18 protein-coding genes are annotated in these 22,422 nt (G+C 71.7%); 13 read left to right on the top strand and 5 right to left on the bottom strand.

The window, feature by feature from the left end:
• Positions 1-180: 180 nt before the first annotated feature.
• Together ACVCAG_RS02510 and ACVCAG_RS02505 are read left to right on the top strand one after the other, a co-directional pair.
• A complete protein-coding gene (locus ACVCAG_RS02510) occupies positions 181-1,767 on the top strand; it encodes a hypothetical protein (RefSeq protein WP_440081927.1) in 1,587 nt (528 codons plus the stop codon).
• Positions 1,768-1,853: 86 nt separating this feature from the next.
• Positions 1,854-2,315: a hypothetical protein gene (locus ACVCAG_RS02505; protein ID WP_440081928.1), complete on the top strand. Its 462-nt coding sequence runs from the start codon at positions 1,854-1,856 to the stop codon at positions 2,313-2,315.
• Between the two features lies 1 nt (position 2,316).
• Here ACVCAG_RS02505 and ACVCAG_RS02500 read toward each other — a convergent pair whose 3' ends face one another.
• A complete protein-coding gene (locus ACVCAG_RS02500) occupies positions 2,317-4,416 on the bottom strand; it encodes a hypothetical protein (RefSeq protein ID WP_447189408.1) in 2,100 nt (699 codons plus the stop codon).
• A 183-nt stretch (positions 4,417-4,599) separates the two neighbouring features.
• Between ACVCAG_RS02500 and ACVCAG_RS02495 the strand changes: the two genes are divergently transcribed.
• The 9 genes from ACVCAG_RS02495 to ACVCAG_RS02455 all read left to right on the top strand — a co-directional run bounded on the left by ACVCAG_RS02495 (position 4,600) and on the right by ACVCAG_RS02455 (position 17,209).
• Positions 4,600-6,066 (top strand): amidohydrolase, encoded by a 1,467-nt coding sequence (locus ACVCAG_RS02495; RefSeq protein WP_447189407.1) that lies wholly within the window; start codon positions 4,600-4,602, stop codon positions 6,064-6,066.
• A gap of 205 nt (positions 6,067-6,271) precedes the next feature.
• On the top strand, positions 6,272-8,431 hold the full coding sequence (locus ACVCAG_RS02490) for a primosomal protein N' (RefSeq protein WP_447189406.1): 2,160 nt from the start codon (positions 6,272-6,274) through the stop codon (positions 8,429-8,431).
• Positions 8,432-8,495: 64 nt separating this feature from the next.
• Positions 8,496-10,139, top strand: a complete 1,644-nt coding sequence (locus tag ACVCAG_RS02485; protein WP_440081932.1) for a hypothetical protein — start codon at positions 8,496-8,498, stop codon at positions 10,137-10,139.
• Between the two features lie 40 nt (positions 10,140-10,179).
• Entirely contained in the window at positions 10,180-11,556 is a 1,377-nt protein-coding gene (locus ACVCAG_RS02480; RefSeq protein WP_440081933.1) for a hypothetical protein, read from the top strand.
• Positions 11,557-11,781: 225 nt separating this feature from the next.
• Positions 11,782-12,330: a peptide deformylase gene (gene def / locus ACVCAG_RS02475; protein ID WP_440081934.1), complete on the top strand. Its 549-nt coding sequence runs from the start codon at positions 11,782-11,784 to the stop codon at positions 12,328-12,330.
• Positions 12,331-12,335: 5 nt separating this feature from the next.
• On the top strand, positions 12,336-13,265 hold the full coding sequence (fmt, locus tag ACVCAG_RS02470) for a methionyl-tRNA formyltransferase (RefSeq protein WP_440081935.1): 930 nt from the start codon (positions 12,336-12,338) through the stop codon (positions 13,263-13,265).
• 5 nt (positions 13,266-13,270) lie between these two features.
• The gene (locus ACVCAG_RS02465) at positions 13,271-14,869 is read left to right on the top strand and encodes an RsmB/NOP family class I SAM-dependent RNA methyltransferase (RefSeq protein WP_447189405.1); all 1,599 of its coding nucleotides are present in this window, start codon (positions 13,271-13,273) and stop codon (positions 14,867-14,869) included.
• Between the two features lie 156 nt (positions 14,870-15,025).
• Positions 15,026-16,879 (top strand): asparagine synthase (glutamine-hydrolyzing), encoded by a 1,854-nt coding sequence (gene asnB / locus ACVCAG_RS02460; RefSeq protein ID WP_447189404.1) that lies wholly within the window; start codon positions 15,026-15,028, stop codon positions 16,877-16,879.
• Between the two features lie 105 nt (positions 16,880-16,984).
• Positions 16,985-17,209, top strand: coding sequence for a twin-arginine translocase TatA/TatE family subunit (locus ACVCAG_RS02455; RefSeq protein ID WP_440097800.1), 225 nt, complete (start codon positions 16,985-16,987; stop codon positions 17,207-17,209).
• A gap of 38 nt (positions 17,210-17,247) precedes the next feature.
• Here ACVCAG_RS02455 and ACVCAG_RS02450 read toward each other — a convergent pair whose 3' ends face one another.
• Positions 17,248-18,009 carry a hypothetical protein gene (locus ACVCAG_RS02450; RefSeq protein ID WP_440081939.1) on the bottom strand — a complete coding sequence of 254 codons (762 nt, stop codon included), beginning with the start codon at positions 18,007-18,009 and terminating at the stop codon, positions 17,248-17,250.
• Positions 18,006-18,179: a hypothetical protein gene (locus ACVCAG_RS02445; RefSeq protein WP_440081940.1), complete on the bottom strand. Its 174-nt coding sequence runs from the start codon at positions 18,177-18,179 to the stop codon at positions 18,006-18,008. The genes ACVCAG_RS02450 and ACVCAG_RS02445 overlap by 4 nt, the downstream gene beginning before the upstream one ends.
• Positions 18,180-18,449: 270 nt before the next feature.
• Here ACVCAG_RS02445 and ACVCAG_RS02440 point away from each other — a divergent pair, with 270 nt between their 5' ends.
• Both ACVCAG_RS02440 and rpe read left to right on the top strand, forming a co-directional pair.
• Positions 18,450-18,719 (top strand): hypothetical protein, encoded by a 270-nt coding sequence (locus ACVCAG_RS02440; protein WP_440081941.1) that lies wholly within the window; start codon positions 18,450-18,452, stop codon positions 18,717-18,719.
• Between the two features lie 780 nt (positions 18,720-19,499).
• Complete coding sequence (gene rpe / locus ACVCAG_RS02435; protein ID WP_440081942.1) at positions 19,500-20,156, top strand: ribulose-phosphate 3-epimerase; 657 nt, start codon at positions 19,500-19,502, stop codon at positions 20,154-20,156.
• Positions 20,157-20,352: 196 nt separating this feature from the next.
• Here the strand turns inward: rpe and ACVCAG_RS02430 are convergent, their stop codons facing one another.
• On the bottom strand, positions 20,353-21,411 hold the full coding sequence (locus ACVCAG_RS02430) for an oligopeptide/dipeptide ABC transporter ATP-binding protein (RefSeq protein WP_440081943.1): 1,059 nt from the start codon (positions 21,409-21,411) through the stop codon (positions 20,353-20,355).
• Positions 21,408-22,409, bottom strand: coding sequence for an ABC transporter ATP-binding protein (locus tag ACVCAG_RS02425; RefSeq protein ID WP_447189403.1), 1,002 nt, complete (start codon positions 22,407-22,409; stop codon positions 21,408-21,410). Before ACVCAG_RS02425 ends, ACVCAG_RS02430 begins: the two co-directional genes overlap by 4 nt.
• Positions 22,410-22,422 lie beyond the last annotated feature (13 nt).

The following is a 22,422-nucleotide window of genomic DNA, read 5'->3' as shown; positions in this document are numbered from 1 at the left end:
ACCCGGCCCTCGGGGAGCAGTGAACCCCCGGGTCGTCGGCGAGGAATTACCCCACTCCCACCACCCCTGACCTGCGCGAACATCTGTTCCGACGGTCGAAGATCTCCACTTTTCCACCGGACTGTCATTCTCCGTCACCGGAGCAATACGATCCGTGTGTGTTCGAGGAGGGGAGCGAGGGTGCCCGGAGAGGGATATCGGATCCTGCTGGGATGCAGGCGGCGCAGCGAGGCTCTGCGAGCCTGTTCCCTCACGTTCGACCAGATCGCCGGCGTGTTCGCCCTCGACCACGCGGTCAGCCCGCTGCGCCTGTACCGCTACGCCCACGGGCGCACGGCGGGTGACGTGGTGGCCGCCTACAACGACCTCGACCCGGCGGGCACCGCCACCCTGCGTGTCCCGCGCTTCTACGACTACGAGGCGTGGCCGCAGGCCGGGCGACGTCCCGGCGCAGGGGCCGTCGCCATCTTGGCCCGCGTCTACCAGACCACGGCGCGGCGTCTGCTCACCGACGAGGTGTACGCCTCCTACGGCGTACACGACCGGGACCTGCTCGACCAGGCCGACCATCGTCACCTCGACGCGAACCACCCTCGCCAGGTGTCCGCACCGGCCGTCCCGGGCACCAAGGGAACGAAGGCACTTCCCCCACTCGTTCCCGTGCCCGCGCCCGCCCGCTGTGCCGACCTGCTGCGCGCGGTCGGCGCAGAGGAGGCCGACGTGAAACGCCGCGAGCTGCTCTTCGAACTGGCCCTGCTCCTGGGCGGGACACCGGCCCTGGGCCTGCTGCGCCACCTCACCCCGCCGGAGCGGGAGCGCCTGGCAGCGGCCGCCCGGCACCAGGGCCCGATCGACGCGGCCACCATCGACGTGCTGGAACGGCTCACCGCCCGCCTGTGGACCATGGACGAATCATCGGGCCCCCGGCGAGTCCTGCCGGTCGCCGAGGCCAAGCGCGCCATGGTCGACGACCTCCTCAAGCGGGGCTCCCTCACCCCGGCCCTGCGCGAGCGCCTGCTTCGCGTCCACTGGAGCCTGAGCCACATGACGGGCTGGTGCTATTTTGATCTGCTGGATTATGCCGCGGCCGCCTGTCGGTACGAGGAGGGACTGGCTGCGGCGCACGAGCTGAATGCGCCCGCCTTCCTAGCTCATATGCACGGGTTGCTGGCTGATATGGCACTTCACCGGGGAAAGCCCACGGTCGCCATGGACCATGTCTTCGCGGCTGACGGCTGGGCCAAGAGCAGTGGTAACCGTCTGCAGCAAGCGGCGACCTTTCTCATTGTCGCCCGTGTGCTCTCGAGGACGAGGTCCGACGATGAAGGTCTCCGCGTGCTCGACCGTGCCATCTCACTGGCGGGAAGGAATCGGGAGGCCAGTGATCTTCGGCATCTCTTCTGGTGTAACCAGGATCGTGTCGCACGCCATGCCGTCTTCTGCCTGGTCGGTCTCAAACAGCCCGATCGAGCGATCAGCGCGGCGGATCCGATCATGGCAGAGATGGGGTCCGGCTCGAATCGATCCGGCTGGAATCGCGAGCGGGGCATCCTGACTCTCGAATACGCGACCGCACTGATTCAAAAGCGAGAAATCCCGGCGGCCGTCGCCATGATCGGTGAGGCCGCCCAAATCACCGCGCGACACAGCTCTGCCAGACTCGTTCACTCCGTACGGCGAACGCGCGTCGAGCTTCAGCCTTGGGAGGGCAACAAGCACGTCCGGGACCTGGATGAACGGTTGCGCTCGCTGTCCGTCGTGGTCTGACGTGTTCAGGCACTCTTCCTGGAAATCGCTTGGTTATCAGACATCATTGGGTCTGGGGATGTTGGCCGACGTGAACGGAGAGCTCTATGGTGCGCCTTGCTTCCGCCCCTGTCGGGTCGGCTGTGATCGTCGCCTTGGGGATATTGGCGTTGGGAGCGTGCTCTTCTGAGCCTCCGGGGCCGACGGCGGCTCAGGCCGAAGCGACGTTGAAGGCTGACATCGACTGGTTGGTGAAGTCGACCCACGCAAAAGATGTCACGGTGACGGACGAGGGTGGCAAGGACATCCCCTGCGGAGAGGGGAAGGCAAAACGAACGTATGGGGTTGCCGGAGTGGACGCTTCCAGCGTCGACGAACCGGTCATCATCTTCAACATGCTGACCGGCGGCCTGGGGAAGCGCGGATACAAGGTTGTTTCTGTCGACTGGAAAACGCCGAGCAATGAGTCCGTCAAGGGTGAATCGCGTGTCAAAATCACGGTTGATTCTTCGCGTAAAAAGCACTTCGAGCTCTCCGGTGAGACTCAATGCCTTAAGGTCGCTTTGTGAACTACCCCAAAGGGCTTGGGTTTGTTTGCGTGTTGTCCTTGGCTCCGCCGAAAGCGTTGTTGAGCCGGGTGGCCGCCTCTCCGACGGTGCTGTCGTCTCCGCTGCCCGAGCCGTTGCGAATCATCCAGTCGGCGAGGTTCTTCAATGCCTTCGGGTCCTTGGCCAGTTTGTCGAAGGGGAGCAGGTTGCCGTCCTTTCCGGTGATGGGAGGCCGGTTGAAGGCCGGATCGTTGGGAGGTACCGGATAGGAGAACCCGTAGCGCTTCAACTCGTGAAAGATCCAGTATTCGCGTCCAAGGGTGGCCAGGCGATTACCCTCCTTGAGGGTGTCCAGACGGGTCTTGTCGAGGTCCTTGTACGAGTCGACGGTCTCGCTCGCGGACTTGCCGATCAGCAACCAGATCAGCTCGCCGGCCGGGTCGAACGCCATGCTCGCGCCCGAGGCGTCCAGCGTCGCGGCGGCCCACTGCGAGACGCCGAATCCCACGAGGTCGACTCCCAATCCCATGAGGAGGAAGAGTCGATCCCTCACCTCCTGGTCGTACTCATCCATTTTCCCCTGGACCTCGTTCGCCGCGGCGAACTGCATGCCGGAGACGTAGCCCAGGCTCGCGAAGGTTCTTCCGAGGTGCTTGATGCCCGTCCCGCGGTCCTTGGCGCCCGCCTCGTCCATAAGGTGCCTGGAGAACCTGCCCATTCCCGCGTCGAACGGCTTCATCCGCTCCGCCGAGTCGGCGAAGGTCTTGATGAAACGGTAGGTGTCGCCGGGACTGAGACGGAATTTCGGATGCAGACCGGCGGTGAGCGTGGCGGTTTTCTCGAACGCGCTGTCCTGCGTCCGGTTGGCGTCACCGGCGTCGGCGCCCTCGATGATCTCGGCGGCGTAGGCGCCCGCGAGCATCGACATGAAGATTCTCGCGCCCTTCGCCACCTCCATCGGCTGCCCCTCCGGATTGCGGAAGTCCGCTCCGGTCCGGAGGTCGCCCATGGTCGTCATGGTGTCGAAGGCGAATCGCACCGCCTCGGGGCCGGGGGAGCGCTTCTCGAAGACACCGGATCCGGCGGCGAGCATCCGGCCGAACTCCTTCTCCAGGTCGAAGGCGATCACGTCATGCTCGTTGGGATAGAGCGACACCTGCTCGTTGAGTCCGGAGAACAGGTCCCTGAGATCTCCGGGAGACAGGTCGTTGAACAGTGCCCTGGCCGTTTCCGGATTGTTGGCCAGAGCGGACAGGAAGTGGCTCAGATCGGCGGTCCAGCGTGCCGGAACCCTGCCCTCGGCGGCTTTCTGGACGCGGGGACGTACCACCTCGGTGAACCACTCGGAAGGGAACCTGCCGTGGCCGAGCAGCAGGCCCAGATCGGCCCCCTGTGTCTTCCCGAGGTTTTCCGGTTCCCAGGCCGGGCCGAGCGTTTTCGGCCGCCGGGTCACCGCCGTGGCGAGAGCCTCCCCCATGGTCTTCCAGTGTTTTCGAGCGGATTCTCCGTGGTGGTGATTCAGCTTCCGAAGCGCGGACGCCGCGCCCTTCGGGCCGAGAACGGCGAAGAATCCCGCGGTGAAGTCGGCGTCCTTCCGCCTTTCGGCGAGCCGGTCGAAGATACCGTCGTGGACGTTTTCCGAGGAGAGGGGAGTCGGGTGTCCCCGAGCGGTGAGGGTCTCCGCGAGCCTCTCGCCCTCGTCGGTGGCGAGAGTACGCGTCGTGAGGGCTTTCTCGTCGAAGGCCGTGAGTTCTCCGCCTCCGGGCCCCGGCGTGAGTCCCAGCGGACCGAGCCCTGCCAGGCCCGCGGCCCACTCCTCCAGGAGGTCGGGCTCCTGGATCAGCTGGTTGCGCCTGCGCAGGCGCGGGATCTCCTGGTCCAGCCAGCCTTCGATCTCGCGGATCAGCAGGGCCGCGGACCGGTCGACGTCCACGGAGGAAAGCAACCGGAGGACTGCCGAGAGCTCCTCGCCCACCACTTTCCGCGCCTGCTCCAATGCCGCGATGAATCGCTCCATCAACTCCGGGTTAATTCCCGAGTATTCATCCGAAGATGACCCGTTTTCCGATGACGCGGGCGGTGTCGGCCCCATATCGAAAGTCTCCTGCCGAAGGCGATCCACGTTTACCTTAAGCACCCGGATCGCAGCCTGATAGGACTTCGAGCGCCCGGGAGCGTGGACCGCCGGTTCTGGTCTTTCGCACGAGCGACGGGCGCCACGCTCGACGACGCGAGAAAGAACGACGGCCGGGAAGAATCCGGTACCCGGGAGAGCGCGCGTCGGCTGTGCGCCTAATCTCTGTTCATGTCCTCACCGTCTCCTCGCCTGCTGCTGCGCAACGCGCGGCTGGGTCCCGGCGGCCCGCTCCGCCACGTCCTGATCGCCGGAGGCCGGGTCGCGGAGGTGGCCGCGGAGCCGCCTTCCTGTGACGAGTCGGTCGACACCGGGGGCGCCACCCTCCTGCCGGGCCTGTGGGACGCGCACGTGCACTCCGCGCAGTGGGCGCAGGCCCGGCGCAGGATCGACCTGACCTCGGCGCGGTCGGCGCGGGAGGCGGTCGACCTCGTCGTGCCCCGCTCCGGCGCGCCCGGCGCCTCCGGGTTCACGGTCGGCTACGGCTTCCGCGACGCCCTGTGGCCGGACACGCCGCACAAGTCGCTGCTCCAGGCGGCGGCGCCCGGCCGGCCGATCGTCCTGGTCAGCAATGATCTGCACACCGCCTGGTTCAGCCCGGCCGCGCTGGCGGCGATCGGCAGGGGAGGGCACCCGACGGGGGTGCTGCGCGAGCGCGACTGCTACGACGCGATGGCGGAGATGCCCCCGCCGCCCCGGGAGGAGCTGGACCGCTGGGTGGCCGAGGCCACCACCGCCGCCGCGGCCAGGGGCGTCGTCGGCGTGCTGGACTTCGAGTTCGCCGACAACGTCACCGACTGGAGCCGGCGGGTCCGGTCGGAGCGGATCGACGTCCGGGTCGGCTGCTCGATCCCGGTGAACCGGCTGGAGGAGGCGATCGGCCGCGGGCTGCGCACCGGCGAGCCCGTCGCCGGTTCGGGGGGCCTGCTGGAGGTCGGGCCGGTCAAGACGTTCGTGGACGGGTCGCTGAACACCAGGACCGCCTACTGCGAGGACCCGTACCCCGGCGGCGACGCGCGCGGGCTGCTGGAGACGGCGCCCGAGGAGCTGTACGGCGTCATGGCCCTGGCCGCGGGACACGGGATCGACCCGGCGGTGCACGCGATCGGCGACCTGGCGGTGAACATCGCGCTGGACGCCTTCGAGCGGACCGGTTGCCCGGGGAGGATCGAGCACGCGCAGCTGGTCCGTCCGGAGGACTTCGGGAGGTTCGCCAGGCCCGGCCTCGTCGCGGGCGTGCAACCCGCCCACGCGCCCGACGACCGCGACGTGGCCGACCTGCACTGGTCCGGGCGGACCGGCAGGGCCTTCGCCTACGCCGACCTGCTGGCGGCCGGAGCCGCCATCGAGCTGGGCTCCGACGCCCCGGTGGCGCCGCTCGACCCGTGGGACGGGATCGCCTCGGCGGTGGCCAGGACCGACGACGAGCGGCCGCCGTGGCATCCGGAGCAGGCGATCCCGCTGCCGGCGGCGCTCGCGGCGGCGGCCAGGGGACGCGCCGGGGTGCGTCCCGGCGACCCCGCCGACCTGGTGATCACCGAGTACGACCCGGCCGCGCTGGACGGGGACGGCCTGCGCCGCATGCCGATCCTCGGCACCCTGCTCGGCGGCCGCTGGACCCATCGCCGCTCCATCTGATCCGTCCGACCGCCTCCCGGCGGCGATCCCGTCGTCGCCGGGCGCCGCCGAGCGTGCCGCGAACGCGTTCTCGAGCTCCACCTGATCCGTCAGACCGGCTGCGGCGGCGATCCCGCCGGAGCCGCCCCCCGTCTTCCCGGCCCGGGAGCCGGCCACCTCGCCCGCCGTCGTCTGGGCGGGTGCCCGGGTCTGGTAGGACAGGTGGGTGACCCACGCCAGCCCCTCGCCGGACGACGACGCCCTGCTGCCGCTCGACGCCGTCCGTGAGCGGTCCGCGCTCGGCGGTCCGGCGAGGGCGCGGGGCGGCGCCGTCAGGTCCGGCAGGACCTCCAGAGTCGTCAGGGCCGCCGGGACGGCCAGGACGGCCGGGGTGGCCGAGCCGGTCAGGGGGGTGCCGGAGCCGGCCGCCGAGCTTCCGGTCGCCCGGGTCGTCGTCGACACGCCGCTGCCGCACCTCGACCGGTTGTTCGACTATCTCGTCCCCGCGCCCCTGGACGCCACCGCCGTGCCGGGGGTCAGGGTCCGCGTCCGGTTCGCGGGCAAGCTCGTCGACGGCTTCCTGCTGGAACGGGCGGAGAGCACCGAGCACGAGGGCAGGCTGACCCGCCTGGAGAGGGTCGTCTCCGCCGAGCCCGTGCTCACCCCGGAGATCGTCGCGCTGGCCCGCGCCGTGGCAGACCACTACGCCGGGACCATGGCCGACGTCCTGCGCCTGGCCGTCCCGCCCCGCCACGCCAGGGTCGAGGCGGAGGCCCCCGCCCCGGTCCCCACGGACCCGGCACAGCCGGTGGGGGCGGGACCGGGACCGTGGGCGGACTATCCGGAAGGGGAGACTTTCCTGGCCGCCCTGGCGAAGGGAGGTTCCCCCCGCGCGGTGTGGACCGCCCTGCCGGGAACCGGCGAGGGCGGGCCGGGGTGGCCGGAGGCGGTCGCCGTCGCCGTACGGGAGACGCTGCGCGGGGGCAGGGGCGCCCTCGTGGTGCTTCCCGACGGCAAGGACGTGGCCCTGCTCGACGCGGCCCTGAGGGACGTCCTGGAGCCCGGCGCACACGTGGCGCTCACGGCCGACCTCGGGCCCGCCGAGCGCTACCGGCGGTGGCTGCGGGTGGCCAGGGGGCAGGTGCGGGTCGCGGCCGGGACCAGGGGCGCGGCGTTCGCCCCGGTCAGGGACCTCGGGCTCGCGATCATCTGGGACGACGGCGACGACCTGCACTCCGAGCGGCTCGCCCCCTACCCCCACGCCAGGGAGGTCCTCGCCCTGCGCGCCCACCGGGCGCGGGCGGGCCTGCTCATCGGGGGGTACGCCCGTACGGCGGAGGCCACCCAGCTCATCGCGGCGGGCTGGGCCGGGCCCATCGTCGCGGCCCGCGGGACGGTCAGGACCAGGGCGCCGAGGGTCCGCCCGGCGGGGGAGGACGCGGAGCTGGCCAGGGACGAGGCCGCCAGGGCCGCCCGGCTGCCCAGCCTCGCCTGGCGGACCCTGCGCGGCGGGCTGGAGAGCGGTCCCGTGCTGGTGCAGGTCCCCCGGCGGGGCTACCTGCCCGCGCTGGCCTGCCAGAGCTGCCGGGCCCCCGCCCGCTGCGGGCACTGCGGCGGCCCGTTCGCGCTGCGCGCCGGCCACGTGGCCCCGTACTGCCGCTGGTGCGGCCGGATCGCCGGCGAGTGGCGCTGCCCGTCCTGTGGCGGTGCCCGGGTGCGGGCCCAGGTGGTCGGCGCCCGGCGCACCGCCGAGGAGCTGGGGCGGGCCTTCCCCTCGGTGCCGGTCAGGACGTCGGGCAGGGACGGGGTGCTCGCCACGGTCGGCGCGGGCCGTGCCCTGGTGGTGGCCACCCCGGGGGCCGAGCCGGTGCCCGAGGGAGGGTACGCGGCGGCGGTGCTGCTGGACGGCTGGGCACTGCTCGGCAGGCCCGACCTGCGCGCCGCCGAGGAGACGCTGCGCCGGTGGATGAACGCGGCGGCCCTGCTGCGGCCCTCGGCCGAGCTGGTCGTGCTGGCCGACTCCTCGCTCGCCGCCGTACAGGCTCTGCTGCGCTGGGATCCGGTCACCCATGCCGAGAGGGAACTAGCTGACAGGACAGAACTCGGTTTCCCCCCGGCGGTGAAAATGGCGACGCTCACCGGATCCCCGGCCGCGGTCAGGGAAATGCTCGGCGAGATGACCCTGCCACCGGAGGCACAGGTGCTCGGTCCCGTCCCGGTGGCCGCTCCCAAGGGGGATCAAGTGCGGGAACGCGCCATGGTGCGGATCGCGCGGGGCTCCGGATCGGCACTGGCCGCGGCGCTGAAAGGGGCCGCCGGAGTACGCTCCGCGCGCAAGGCTCCGGAGGTGGTCAAGGTATGCATTGACCCTCTAGATGTGATTTGAGTAGTTTCCCCGATTCGCGGTGCTGGCAGTAAGCCGTTAATTTTCCCCTGTGTCGATCGAATGGGTGAATCGGGCCGTAGACGACCTGCGCGCGTGGGGGCGTGCGCACGGCCTTGACGTTGACGTGGACGAGGTACGGCTGCTCTGCGACTACGCGAGTGACTATCTGGACGTGAACGAGCTGGGTGACTTCACCCCTGTCGCCTTCGAGGAGCTGCTGCTCAACATCTATCCGCGCAAGGTCATCGCCCCCCCGGAGAGCGCGCCGGAGACCGTCGCCGCCGCCCGTACCCTGGTCGACTTCCTGCTCGCCACCGAGGAGATCGGCGGCAAGATGGCGGTCCGGATGAGGAGCGTCCTCGACCGGATCGAACCCGAGATGCCCATCGCCCTCGCCGACACCTCCCGGTTCGGCATGGCCAAGAGCCTCTTCAGCGCGATGGGCGCCGACTCGCTGGAGCAGGACGCCGGAAGCGCGATCCTCTCCGTCTCCGCGGTGCAGGAGGAGCCCGCCGTCGAGCACTGCGACTGCCCCGGCTGCTCGCCCCTCCCCGCCGTGCGCCTGGCCCCCCGCGAGGTGCTCGCCCGGAGCGCCCTGCGGGTGCCGCTGATCACCGACGCGCGCAGGCTGGTCCAGTGGATGCTCGCCGGGGGCCGCACCCCGACCGTCAAGGGCCGGCTCAGGGTCCGCGACGCCGCCGAGGCGACCGCCCAGCTCTCGGTGACCGACCCCGGCCTGCTGTGGGAGCTCGCGGTGCACACCGGCCTGGTCACGGTCGAGGGCACCGCCATCTTCGACGGCGAGGACTTCGACCCGCTCGACATCTGGGCCGCGACGGTCGAGTTCGTCGTCGAGAAGGAGACCGGCGGCGCCGTGACGGGCGACGTCTCCCTCGACGAGGAGCTCTACGGCCTGTGCGACATGCTCTACCGCCTCCAGGCCCCCGTGCCGATCCCCCTCGTCAAGGAGTACATGGAGGAGATCGGCCTGGTCGAGGGAGGCGAGATCGACATCCCCGAGGCCGTCAGGCGGCTCGCCTACTGCGGGATGGCCGAGCCGGGCGAGGAGCTGCTCGAGCTCACCCCGCTGGCCCTGTGGGGACTGCACGAGCTCTACACCGACCTGGGCATCGAGGCGCCCGAGGCGCCCGACCTGACCACCGCCGACGCGCCCGAGCTCATCGAGGGGCTGCTCTCCGGCATGCCCGCCGAGATGGCCGAGGCCGACATCGGGGGCTGGCTGGAGAACAGGACCCCGGCGCAGGCGGTCACCGAGCTGCTCGGCTCCGTCTCCGGCGCGCCCTCGGTCGCCAGGGGCGTCGCGGTGACGATCGTCGACCGCCTCGGCCCCGACGCCGAGGAGGCGGTGCGCGCCTTCCTGGAGGAGCCGGAGCTGCGCCCGCACGCCATCCACTGGCTGAGCACGCGAGGCCTGGCGGCCCCCGCCCTCACCCAGGAGGAGGTGCTCTGGATGAGCGTGGACATGCTCGCCCTGGCCATGCCCGCCGCCGAGGAGGATCCGGAGACGTTCGCCGAGAACATGTCAGCCTCCGGCCCCCCGTCACACGTGATCGAGGAGATGTGGCGGGTCGACCATCCCGAGGTCGTCGACGTCCTTGAGCTGCTCGGACGCTCTCTGAGAGATCACGGAGCGGCCAAGGCGGCCCGCAAGGCGGCTTTCAAGGCGCGTTCCCGCGCCATCGGCTGAGCCGTGTATGCGTGAGGCGCGAGTGCAGTAAGTTTCACGGGTGGCAAAGAGCGGGAACAGTGGGAACGTCTTCGACATCGGCGAACTGCGCAGGCTGGTCGACGAGCTGGGAACGGCACCCCGCGAGCTGCGGGCGGCCGTTCTGGAGGAGTCCGTCACCGCCACGGGCCGCGAGTGCCCCCCGCGCGGCGACGCGCTGAGCTTCCCCCCCGTCGACCTCGCCGCCGACACGGAGCTGGCCGCGCTGGTGCCGCACGTGCCGCTGGTGATCGACGCCCGGCGCCTGGCCGCCTGGACCGGCACCCGCCAGGTGACCCCCGAGGGCCTGCTGCCCGACCCGTTCGCGCCGTGCGCCGAGCTCGGCCTGCCCGGCCCCGCCCGGCTGCACCTGCTCTGGGTGGTCGCCGTCAACACCGGCATGCTCCGCATCTCCCGGGGCCGGGTGACGCCCGGCCCGCTCGTGCTCTCTCCCGACCTGCCGCCCCGGGCGCTGCTGGGGTTCTGGGACGGAGTGGTCATGGACGTCCTCGACCGCGCCGACGACGACCTCACCGGGTCCCCGGTGATCGACGACCACCTGGCCGAGATGCTCGCCACGCTGTACGCCGTGCGCGAGGGTCTGTCCACCGCGACCCTGGTCAAGGGCATCCTGCAGTCGCACCAGGTGGCCTGCGGGGCCCGCCAGGCGGAGATGCGGGTGCTGGCCCGCGCGCTCCCGGCCCAGCTGGAGTCGGCCCTGTCGCTCCTGGGCTACTGCGGGCTGGTCGAGACCTCGGAGGAGGGCCGGCCCCGGCTGACCCCGCTCGGCATGTGGGCCGTCCGCCAGGACCTGATGCGCGAGGGCCACGACGCGCCGACGGGCGCCGAGGTCGCCGTCTTCACCGACCTCGGCGCGGCCGAGCTGGTCGAGGCGATCATGAAGGGCTCCGCCGCGCCCAGTGCCGTCACCGTGTGGCTGGAGTCCCGCCATCCCGAGGCCGCCGCCCGCGAGCTGGTCAAGGTCGCCGCCTCGGGCACGGCCGGCCGCCGCGGCGCCGCGGGCACGATCCTGGAGGAGCTCGGCCCCGAGGCCGAGGCCCCGCTCAGGGAGGCGCTCTCCGAGCCCGCCATGTGGCGCTACGCCGCCTCCTGGCTGCACATCCGGGACCTGCCCGCGCCCGCCCTCACGCCCGCCGACAACACCTGGCTGGCGGTCGACTCGCTCGCCTCGCTCCTGGAGCGCGGCGACGCCTCCGAGGCGATCTGCGAGTTCGACGCTCTCGAACCCGGCGAGGACCTCGTCCGCGTGATCGAGGAGATGGCCATGGTGGACCACCCCGACACCTTCGCCGTCCTGGATTTGCTGGGTTCCCGCCACGGCGACGCGGCGGTGGCCAAGTCCGCACGCAAGGCCGCCATGAAGGCCCGCTCCCGCTGACCTGACCGGGTCTCCTCCCGCTCCCGGCGGCGGCCCGCCGGGCCGGTCCCGTGCCCGCTCCGGGAGGAGATCCGGGGCCGGTCCAGGTGAAGGCCCGTGCCCGCTCCGGGTGAAGGCTCGGGGCCGATTCTGGAGAGAGCCCGCGCCCGGTCCGGGTGAAGGCCCGGGGGAGGCGGCCGCCGCCCTTAGACTGGGGCAATCCCCTGAAGCGTGAGGAGATCCCTGTTGGCCATTCAGCCGATCCGCCTTTTCGGCGACCCGGTACTGCGCACCGCGGCCGAGCCGGTCAAGGACTTCGACAAGGAGCTGCGCAAGCTCGTCAAAGACCTCACCGACACGATGATGGACGCGCCGGGAGCCGGTCTGGCGGCGCCGCAGATCGGAGTCGGGCTGCGGGTCTTCACCTACTACGTGGACGACCAGCTCGGGCACCTGATCAATCCCGACCTCGACCTGTCGGACGACAAGGACGAGGAGGGCGAGGAGGGCTGCCTGTCGTTCCCCGGCCTGTCCTTTCCCACGCCCAGGTCGATCCGGGCCGTGGCGACCGGTTTCACCATGCACGGCGAGCCGGTGACCATCGAGGGCACCGACCTGATGGCCCGCTGCTTCCAGCACGAGACCGATCACCTGGACGGCGTGCTGTTCATCGACCGGCTGGACCTCAAGCAGCGCAAACTCGCCATGAAGGCGATCCGCGAGGCCGACTGGAACGGGGGGTCGGCCCCCGCGTTCAAGATCTCCCCGCACCCCACCCAAGGGAAGGCTCTGTAGGAACCTTGCGCCTGGTCTTCGCCGGAACCCCGGACACCGCCCTGCCCTCGCTGCGGGCCCTGATCGACTCGCCTCGCCACGACGTCGTCGCCGTCGTCACGCGCCCGGACGCCCAGTCGGGCCGGGGCCGCAAGGTCCATCCGAGCCCCGTCGCCGAGCTCGCCGAGGAGGCGGGCATCGAGGTGCTCAGGCCGCCCAAGGCGGGTGACCCGGAGTTCCTCGACCGGCTCAGGGAGCTCGGCCCCGACTGCTGCCCGGTGGTCGCCTACGGCGCGCTCCTGCCGCAGGCAGCCCTGGACATCCCCCGGTACGGCTGGGTCAACCTCCACTTCTCGCTGCTGCCGGCCTGGCGCGGCGCGGCACCGGTGCAGCACGCCGTGCTCCACGGTGACGCGATCACCGGCGCGGCCACCTTCCAGATCGTCAAGGAGCTGGACGCGGGCCCGGTCTACGGTGTGGTCACCGAGGAGATCCGCCCCGCCGACACCAGCGGCGGGCTGCTCGCCCGGCTCGCCGAGTCAGGCGCCGGGCTGCTGGCCGCCACCCTCGACGGGATCGAGGACGGCAAGCTGGAGGCCGTGCCGCAGCCCGCGGAGGGGGTGAGCCTCGCCCCCAAGATCGGCGTCGACGACGCCAGGGTCGACTGGGCCGCGCCCGCCATGCGGGTCGACCGCCTGGTCCGCGCCTGCACCCCCGCTCCGGGGGCGTGGACCGAGTTCCGCGGCCAGCGCGTCAAGATCGGTCCGGTGCGACCGGTTCCCGACGCCTCCGGCCTGGCCCCCGGCCAGATCGCGGCGTCCAAGAACTCCGTCCTGGTGGGCACCGCCACCTACCCGGTCGAGCTGGGCGAGGTGCAGCCGCAGGGCAAGCGCCTGATGGGCGCGGGGGAGTGGGCCCGCGGCGTGCGGCCCACCGACGAGGATCGGCTGGCCTGAAGATCATGAGCAGTGGTAACGGCCGTAACGTCCCGCGCGGCGGGGATCACGGCCCGGCGGGCCGCTCACGCGGCGCCGGGGGCAGGGGCGGCGGCAGAGGCGGGCGCCCGCCCAAGCCGGTCCGCGACGAGGCGCGCAACGCCGCGTACGACCTGATGCGCGCCGTCGACGAGCGGGACGCCTACGCCAACCTGCTGATGCCCGCGCTGCTGCGCGATCGCCGCCTCTCCGGGCGCGACGCGGGCCTGGCCACCGAGCTGGCCTACGGCACCCTGCGCGGCCTCGGCACCTACGACGAGATCATCGCGGCCTGCAGCGACCGGGCGCCGGAGGACGTCGACCCGCCGCTGCTCGACGCCGTCCGCCTGGGCGTGCACCAGCTGCTCAAGACGCGGGTCCCCCCGCACGCCGCCGTCGGCACCACGGTCGACCTGGTGCGGCTGCGGGTGGGCATCGGCGCCTCGAAGTACGCCAACGCCGTGCTGCGCAAGGTCTCCACCCGTTCCCTGGAGCAGTGGATCCCGATCGTGGCGCCCGACCCGGCCGACGACCCGGTGGGGCACCTGGCGGTGGCGTACAGCCACCCGAGATGGATCGTCAACGCCCTGCGCGACGCGGTGGGCGGCGACTTCGACGAGACGGCCGCCCTGCTCGCGGCCGACAACGAGCGTCCCAAGGTGACCCTGGTCGCCCGTCCCGGCCGCTCGTCGGTGAAGGAGCTCCTCGACGCGGGCGCCGAACCCGCCAGATACTCCCCGTACGCGGCCTACCTGCCCGAGGGCGACCCCGGTACGGTCCTCGCCGTGGCCGAGTCGCGCGCGGCCGTCCAGGACGAGGCCAGCCAGCTCGTCGCGCTCGCCCTGACGCGGGTCCCGGTGGAGGGATCCGACTCCCGCTGGCTCGACCTGTGCGCGGGTCCCGGCGGCAAGGCGGGCCTGCTCGACGCCATCGCGACCCGCGGCGACGAGGCGGGCCTGGGCGCCGGTGCCGGGGTGCCCGTGCCGGCCGCAGCGCCCGCCCCGGTCGCGGACACGGCCTCGGTCACGGGCACGGGTTCCGGCGTGCTCCCCGTCGCGGGTTCCGGGCCGGGCGCCGGGCCGGTGGCCTTCCCCGGCGGGGCGCGGCTGCTCGCCGCCGAGCTGCAGTACCACCGGGCGCGGCTGGTGTGGCAGACGACCCGGCAGGCCGCGGTGATCACCGCGGACGGCACCGCGCCCGCCTGGCGGCCCGGGGCCTTCGACCGGGTCATGCTCGACGCCCCCTGCACCGGCCTGGGCGCGCTGCGCCGCCGCCCCGAGGCCCGCTGGCGCCGCGATCCCCGAAGCCTCCCCGAGCTGGGCAGGCTCCAGCGCGCCCTGCTCGACTCGGCGATCGACGCGGTCCGGCCCGGCGGCGTCGTCGCGTACGTGACCTGCTCGCCGCACCTGGCCGAGACCGTCACCGTGGTCGGCGACGTCCTGCGCCGCCGCGACGACGTCGAGGCGCTGGACGCCCGTGACCACCTCCCCGAGGTGGAGGGGCTGGGGGAGGGGCCGTACGCGCGGTTCTGGCCGCACCGGCACGGCACCGACGCCATGTTCCTGGCCCTGTTGCGCCGTCGCTGAGCGGGTGCAGGCTCCCGGACCCCGCTCCCCGGAGAGGGGCGCCGGGGGCGCCGGGAGCATCGTCGCAGCTCAGGGCGTTCTGCCTGGGCATATATGGGCACTTTGCGCTGTTCGACTGGATATAACTGCTTCCGAACGGGACGCGGGGGTGTCCGGATGTGCGGAATCTGCGGATGGGTGGACTTCGAGCGCGATCTCCGGGAATCAGGGGCCGCCGCGCAGGCCATGACCGACACCATGGCCTGCCGCGGACCCGACGACGAGGGGTTGTGGCTCGCCCCGCACGCGGCGATGGGTCACCGGCGTCTGGCGATCATCGACATCGAGGGCGGACGCCAGCCGATGATCGCCGATGAGGACGGGCAACCGCTCGCCGTCCTCACCTACAGCGGCGAGATCTACAACTACGTCGAGTTACGCGCGGAGCTGACCGCCCACGGCCACCGCTTCCGGACGCGGAGCGACACCGAGGTCCTCCTGCGGGCCTACCTCGAGTGGGGCGAGGACCTCGCCGAACGGCTGAACGGCATGTTCGCCTTCGGGATCTGGGACACCCGCAAGGAGGAGCTGCTGCTCGTCCGGGACCGGATGGGCATCAAGCCGCTGTACTACTACCCGCTCCCGAGCGGCGTGCTGTTCGGCTCCGAGCCCAAGGCGATCCTGGCCAACCCCCTCATCGGGACGCCCACGGTCGACGCGGACGGCCTGCGCGAGCTGATCGCCTTCGTCAAGACCCCGGAACGCGCCGTCTACCAGGGCATGTACGAGGTCCGCCCCGGCCACACCGTCCGGGTGACCCGCGACTTCCTGTGCCGCCGCCCCTACTGGCGGCTGGAGTCCCACGACCACCCCGACGACCTCGCCACCACCGTCGGGACGGTACGCGAGCTGCTGGACGACATCGTCACCCGCCAGCTCATCTCCGACGTGCCGCTGTGCACCCTGCTCTCCGGCGGCCTCGACTCCAGCACCGTCACGGCGCTCGCCGCGCTCGGCCTGGAGGGACACGGCGCCGGGAAGGTCCGGTCGTTCTCCGTCGACTTCACCGGATACAGCGAGAACTTCAAGCCCGACGAGATGCGCGACACTCCCGACACGCCGTACGTGCACGACGTCGTGCGGCACATCGGCGCCGACCACACCGACATCGTCCTGGACTCCTCCGATCTCATGGACCCCGCGGTGCGCGCCGCGGTCCTGAGGGCACGTGACCTGCCGATCGGCATCGGCGACATGGACACCTCTCTCTACCTGCTGTTCCGCGCCATCCGGGGCCATTCCACGGTGGCGCTGTCCGGCGAGTCCGCCGACGAGGTCTTCGGCGGCTACCGGTGGTTCTTCGACCCCGAGGCGGTCTCCGCGGGCACCTTCCCGTGGCTGGTGTCCCCCGGGTTCGGGCGGTTCGCCGGGGTGGGGGCGCTCCTCGACGAGGACCTGACCCACAAGCTGGACATTCCCGGCTACCGCGCGGACAGCTACCGGCAGGCGCTCGACGAGGTGCCCCGGCTGCCGGGCGAGGATGGCCTGGAGCGGCGCATGCGGGAGATCTCCTACCTGCACCTCACCCGGTTCGTGCAGATCCTGCTGGACCGCAAGGACCGCATGAGCATGGCCGTCGGGCTGGAGGTCCGGGTGCCGTTCTGCGACCACCGGCTGGTGGAGTACGTCTTCAACGCCCCCTGGGCGATGAAGACCTTCGACGGGCAGGAGAAGAGCCTGCTGCGCGCCGCCGCCGCGGACGTCCTGCCGCCCTCGGTCGTCGGGCGCCGCAAGAGCCCCTACCCCTCGACGCAGGACCCCTCCTACGAGGAGGCCGTCCGCGCGGAGGCCTCCCGGCTGCTCGGCGACGGGAACCTGGCCGCCGCCCCGCTGATCGATCCGGACAAGGTACGGGCCGTGATCGACCGGCCCGAGGCGGCCGGTGGCCCCCCGGGCAGCCGGGCGTCGCTGGAGGGGCTTCTCCAGTTCAACGCCTGGCTGGAGAGGTACCGCGTCCGGGTCGACATCTGACCCGCGCCCCCGTGCCGCCCGCCCGCGGCGGCACCGCGCCGAACCCCCGTCCCGGCCGGCTCCGGCCCCCGGGGCGGGAACGCACCACCGGAAGGAGGTCGCCTCATGGCCGACCTGGGACTGCCCGAGCTGCTCATCATCGTGGCGGTGTTCGTCCTGCTGTTCGGTTCCGCGAGGCTGCCCGACGCCGCCAGGTCGGTGGGCCGCTCCCTGCGCGTCTTCAAGACCGAGGTGAACAGGCCGGACGACGCTCCACCGCCTCCCGGCGAGACCGGAGAGACCGGCGGACGGGACGAGCCGCCGCTCGTTCCGCCCGCTTCCCCCGGATGACCCCGGGTGACCGGATGACCCCGGTTGGCCCCGGACCGTCAGCGCGGCCGGGGCGTGTAGAAGAGCCTCATCCCGTCCCTGCCGGCGGAGCCGCCCCGGGCCAGGTCGGTGAGGATCCGGCCGTGGATATCCATCACGCTCGCCGCGTGGCCCTCGCCGTGGCGGCGCCACACCAGCAGATGGTCCTCGTCGTACCAGCGGATCGGATACCGCATGCTCGTCTCGATCCGGACGAGCGCGGCCCCGGTGGCGGCGTCGTGCACGCAGAGCTCCCGGGGACGGTCCGGGCACCACCCGGCCAGCCGCCGCCCACTGGGAGAGTACGGGTCGAGGATCTCCCCGTCCGGCCTTCCCAGCCCGGGCACGGCGGACGGTGGGGCGCCGTCGGTGCCGAACGTGCGCAGCTCGTAGGAGTCGTACCCCTCACCCAGGTCGGTGTAGGGGTCGCCGAGGCCGAGTCCCTCCCGGTGCCGGAGCACCGCGCCGGTCCGGCGAGCAGGCGGCGGCGGTCGGGGCCGGAGGTGACGGCGCGGGGGGAGGGCGAACGATATCGCCTCCTTCTCCGGGGAGTAGACGATCGCGCTGATCCGAGGCTCCCGGTGGAACTCGCGCCACTGGTCCTGCGCCCACGACCAGCCGGTCACCACGGCACCCGCGATGATCGTCGCGAGTCCTCCGGCGACGGTGAGCCCGAGCCACTTGAACGGCCGGGCGGCCTTCGCCGGCGGGGTCTCCTCGGCGGCGTCCCCGGCCGGTCGCTCGTCTCCGGCCGGTTGCCCGGAGGACGTCCGCGTCGTCACGGATTCCCCTTCCCCGCCGGGTCCGGCTCGCGCAGGCGCCCGCTCACGATCCGCCCGGCGTGCCGGAGCAGGGCACGGTCGCCGAAGGCCTCCACCGTGACGATGACGCGGCCCTCCCTGAGGATGACCGCGTCCTCGGCCGCGTCGAAGTAGCCGGCGTGCTCCGCCACACCCGACCCGTCCCGACGACCGGCTGATCGACCTGACCCCCACGAGATCGCCCTGTCCGTCGCCCGAGAGGATCAACGCCTCGTCGGTGACCACCCGGGAGGGGGCGTGGTGGACGAGGGCGTCGGCGAGGACCAGGCCGCTCCCGTCCACGACCGTGATCGCGCCGGGGAACGTCACGAAGGAGACGCCCTCGTCCAGGACCAGTTCCGGGTCGCCGGACGGGGGGCCGGTGTCGCCAGCGGACGCGTTCGGTGGCGGGGTCGAGGCCGGTGAGCGAGGTACGGCGGTCCTCGCACCGGCCCAGCGCGACCGCCAGCCTCTCGTCCGCGAGCGAGTACGACCGGACGACGCCGTTCTCGCCGGCCCTGGGCAGGGCGGCGCTCACGCAGTCGCCGGGCAGGGCCGTCTCCCGCACGACCGTCCCGTCGTGCGGGTCCAGCGCGCGCATCGTCCGGAGGGCGGGGACCTCGACGAGGACCTTCCCCGCCGCCGCGCCCACGAGGTGGAAGAACGGCCGTGCCGGGCCGTCCCCGGCGTAGCCCGAGAGGACGCTCCAGGTTCGCAGGCCGGTCAGGGCATCGATCACGGTGATGCGCCGCCGGTCGTCGGGGCGGTGCGGGTCGCCCGGCCCGGACGTGGTCTCGATCACGAGGTGGCGGCCGGTGGAGGCGGTGTTCGGTTCTTCCTCCCAGCGGTCCTCCCCCGCGTTCACGGACTTCCCGAACTTCTCCACCAGCACGTCGAACGTGTCCGGGGATTCGTCTTCACAGGCGCTTTTCCACAGGATCCGGCCGGTGCCGAAAACCCTCGCGCTGACGATCCTGTCCTTTTCGGAAACGCGGATTCCGGCGATCGGTGACGGTTCGACGGTGCGTGGCCGGGACGCCGGAGCCCCGGCGGGCACGGCGAGGAGGACGACGGCGACGGCCGCGAGGGCGAGGGCCGAGCGCAGGCGGTGGCGGTGGCGGAGAGGGGGCATTGCCGTCCGGTTCCGGTGGGCGGGACGGGGTGGAGGCCGCCGGACCTCGCTCCCGTCTCTTTCGATGACTTTCGGATAATCCGGAAGGGAAATTACCCCAGCGGTTCGCGGTTCGCGGTTCGCCGGGAGATTGTGAAATCGCGTCCGGTGGAATTTCCGGCCGCGCGTGGATTCGATAATTAAAATGTCTTGTTTATAATGATTTTTAGTAAATAAGGGATTGGTGGACGTGGCCGCTCACCCGCCGCGCCGCCCGGCCCGCGAGGTCTTCGCGCCTCGGCCCGGCTCCGCCCCACGGGAAGGACGGGCGGCGGGCCCTCGCCGCTAGAATCGGCGAATCATGGCCGTACAGATCTCGCCCAGCATCCTGTCCGCCGACTTCGCCCGCCTCGCCGAGGCGGCCGCGGCGGTGCCCAACGCCGACTGGCTGCACGTGGACGTCATGGACAACCACTTCGTGCCCAACCTGACCCTCGGGCTGCCGGTCGTCGAGTCCCTGCTCAAGGCGACCTCGACGCCACTCGACTGCCACCTCATGATCGAAGACCCGGATCGCTGGGCCCCCTCGTACGCCGAGGCGGGGGCCGGGAGCGTCACCATCCACGTGGAGGCGGCCAAGGCGCCGGTTCGCACGCTGCGCCAGATCCGCCGGGCGGGCGCCCGCGCGGGCCTGGCACTGAACCCCGCCACCCCCGTCGAGCCGTACGAGGACCTGCTCGGCGAGCTCGACATGCTGCTGCTGATGACCGTCGACCCCGGTTTCGGCGGGCAGAGGTTCCTCGACATGGTGCTGCCCAAGATCCGCAGGACCCGCGAGCTCGTCGACCGGCACGGCGGCCAGGTGTGGCTCCAGGTGGACGGCGGCGTCTCCGACGAGACGATCGAGCGCTGCGCGGAGGCGGGCGCCGACGTCTTCGTGGCGGGCAACGCCGTCTATGGCGCCGAAGACCCGGCCCGCGCGGTCGACGGCCTGCGCGCCCTGGCCACCAGGAGCTGACCGGGAGACCGGCCGAGCGACGACGAGACGACGAAGGGCGGGCCCGGACGGGCCCGCCCTTCGTCGTCGGAGACTCATCGCGACCTTCTGGCCCGCCTGGCCCGCCTGGCCCGCCGCGACCTCCGGAAGACCGCGATCGGACACGGTGGACCGGAGACGCGGGCTGGGGGACGCGGGCGGGGGAGAGGCGGCGCGGTCAGCCCTGCAGCGCCGGGTCCAGCACCACGTCCCGGCCGTGCACGGTCGGCTGCTCGGGGAAGTGGCAGGCGGTCAGGTGACCCTCCTTGTTCCCCTCCAGCCTGACCAGCGGGGGCTCCTCGGTCGCGCACTTGTCCTGGGCCTTCCAGCAGCGGGTGCGGAAGCGGCAGCCGGACGGCGGGTTGATCGGGGAGGGGACGTCCCCGGCCAGGCGGATGCGCTCGCGCGGCTCCCCGTCCTCCATCACCTCGGGCACCGCCGACAGCAGCGCGTGGGTGTAGGGGTGGCGGGGGTGCTCGTACAGGGAGGCGCGGTCGGCGATCTCGACGATTTTGCCGAGATACATGACCGCGACCCGCTGGGAGAAGTGCCGCACGATCGCCAGGTCGTGCGCGATGAACAGGAACGCGATGCCCATGTCCCGCTGGAGCTGCTGGAGCAGGTTGACGACCTGCGCCTGGATGGAGACGTCGAGGGCGGAGACCGGCTCGTCCGCGATGATCAGCTTGGGGTTCAGGGAGAGCGCTCGGGCCACCCCGATGCGCTGCCGCTGGCCGCCGGAGAACTCGTGCGGGAAGCGGTTGAAGTGCTCGGGGTTGAGCCCGACGATCTCCAGGAGCTCGCGGACCCGGTTGTCCCTGCCGCCAGGGGGGTTGATGCCGTTGATCTCCATCGGGCCGCCGACGATGGTGCCCACCGTGTGCCGGGGGTTCAGCGACGAGTACGGGTCCTGGAAGATCATCTGGATCTCGGCCCGGATCGGCTTCAGCTCCTTGCGCCTGGCGTGGCCGATCTCCCGTCCGGCGTACTTGATGCTGCCCTCGGTGGGCTCCAGCAGCCGGGACGCCAGCCGTCCGGCGGTGGACTTGCCGCAGCCGGACTCGCCGACCAGGCCCAGCGTCTCGCCGGCGTGCACGGTCAGGTCGATGCCGTCCACCGCGTGGACCTTGCCGACCTGGTGTTTGAAGATGACACCGCCCATCACCGGGAAGTGCTTCTTCAGGCCGGACAGCTCCAGCAGCGCCTCGCCGCGGGATTCACCGGTTGTCTCGCTCACTTTTGGATCTCCCTCTTCTGGGCGAGGGTCAGGTAGCACGCGTCGCCGTGGCCGCGGTGCGGGGACAGTTCGGGCCGCTCGGAGCGGCACAGCCCGGGACCGGCCAGCTCCATGTAGTCGCACCGGGGGTGGAAGGGGCAGCCGGGCGGGACGTTGATCAGGCTGGGCGGGGTGCCGCGGACCGGCCGGAGCGGTATGTCCACCGAGGCGTTCAGGCGGGGCATGGAGGCCAGCAGGCCCCAGGTGTAGGGGTGGCGGGGCTCGTGGAGGACCTCCCTGACGGTCCCGCGCTCCACCGCCCGCCCGGCGTACATCACCAGCACGTCGTGCGCGGTGTTGGCGACCACGCCGAGGTCGTGGGTGATCAGGATGATCGAGGCCCCCGTCTGGTCCTGGAGCTCCTTGAGCAGGTCCAGGATCTGGGCCTGCACGGTCACGTCCAGGGCGGTGGTGGGCTCGTCGGCGATCAGCAGGTCCGGGTCGCACACCAGCGCCATCGCGATCATCGCGCGCTGCCGCATGCCGCCGGAGAACTGGTGGGGATAGTCGTCCACCCTGGTCTTCGGCTGGGGGATGCCGACCCGCGTCAGCATCTCGATCGCGCGGTCCCTGGACTCGGCGCGGCTCGCGCCGGTGTGCTTGCGGTAGACCTCGGAGATCTGCTTGCCGATGGTGTGGTACGGCGAGAGCGAGGTCAGCGGGTCCTGGAAGATCATCGCGACCTTGTTGCCGCGCAGCTTCTCCATGGTGGAGCGGGAGGCGCTGATCAGCTCCTCGCCGTCCAGCCGGATCTCCCCGCCGATCTTGGTGGTCTCCGGGTTGTGCAGGCCGAGCACGGTCAGGTTGGTCACCGACTTGCCCGAGCCGGACTCGCCGACGATGCCCAGCGTGGTGCCCTTCTCCACGTCGAAGGAGAGCCCGTCCACCGCGTGGACGACGCCGTCCTCGGTGTGGAAGTCGACGGTCAGGTCACGGACCGAGAGGAACGGAGTTGACACTTTCTTCAAGGCT

Source organism: Streptosporangium sp. G12, from assembly GCF_052983175.1.
The sequence above is the reverse complement of the archived record's forward strand: the minus strand, read 5'-3'. Positions and strand labels throughout refer to the sequence as shown.

What these genes read in the sequence shown, in the direction of transcription:
- ACVCAG_RS02505 (WP_440081928.1), top strand. Translation starts at nt 1,854, where the DNA reads ATGGTGCGCCTTGCTTCCGCCCCTGTCGGGTCGGCTGTGATCGTCGCC.
- ACVCAG_RS02495 (WP_447189407.1), top strand. Translation starts at nt 4,600, where the DNA reads ATGTCCTCACCGTCTCCTCGCCTGCTGCTGCGCAACGCGCGGCTGGGT.
- ACVCAG_RS02465 (WP_447189405.1), top strand. Translation starts at nt 13,271, where the DNA reads ATGAGCAGTGGTAACGGCCGTAACGTCCCGCGCGGCGGGGATCACGGC.
- asnB (WP_447189404.1), top strand. Translation starts at nt 15,026, where the DNA reads ATGTGCGGAATCTGCGGATGGGTGGACTTCGAGCGCGATCTCCGGGAA.
- ACVCAG_RS02455 (WP_440097800.1), top strand. Translation starts at nt 16,985, where the DNA reads ATGGCCGACCTGGGACTGCCCGAGCTGCTCATCATCGTGGCGGTGTTC.
- rpe (WP_440081942.1), top strand. Translation starts at nt 19,500, where the DNA reads ATGGCCGTACAGATCTCGCCCAGCATCCTGTCCGCCGACTTCGCCCGC.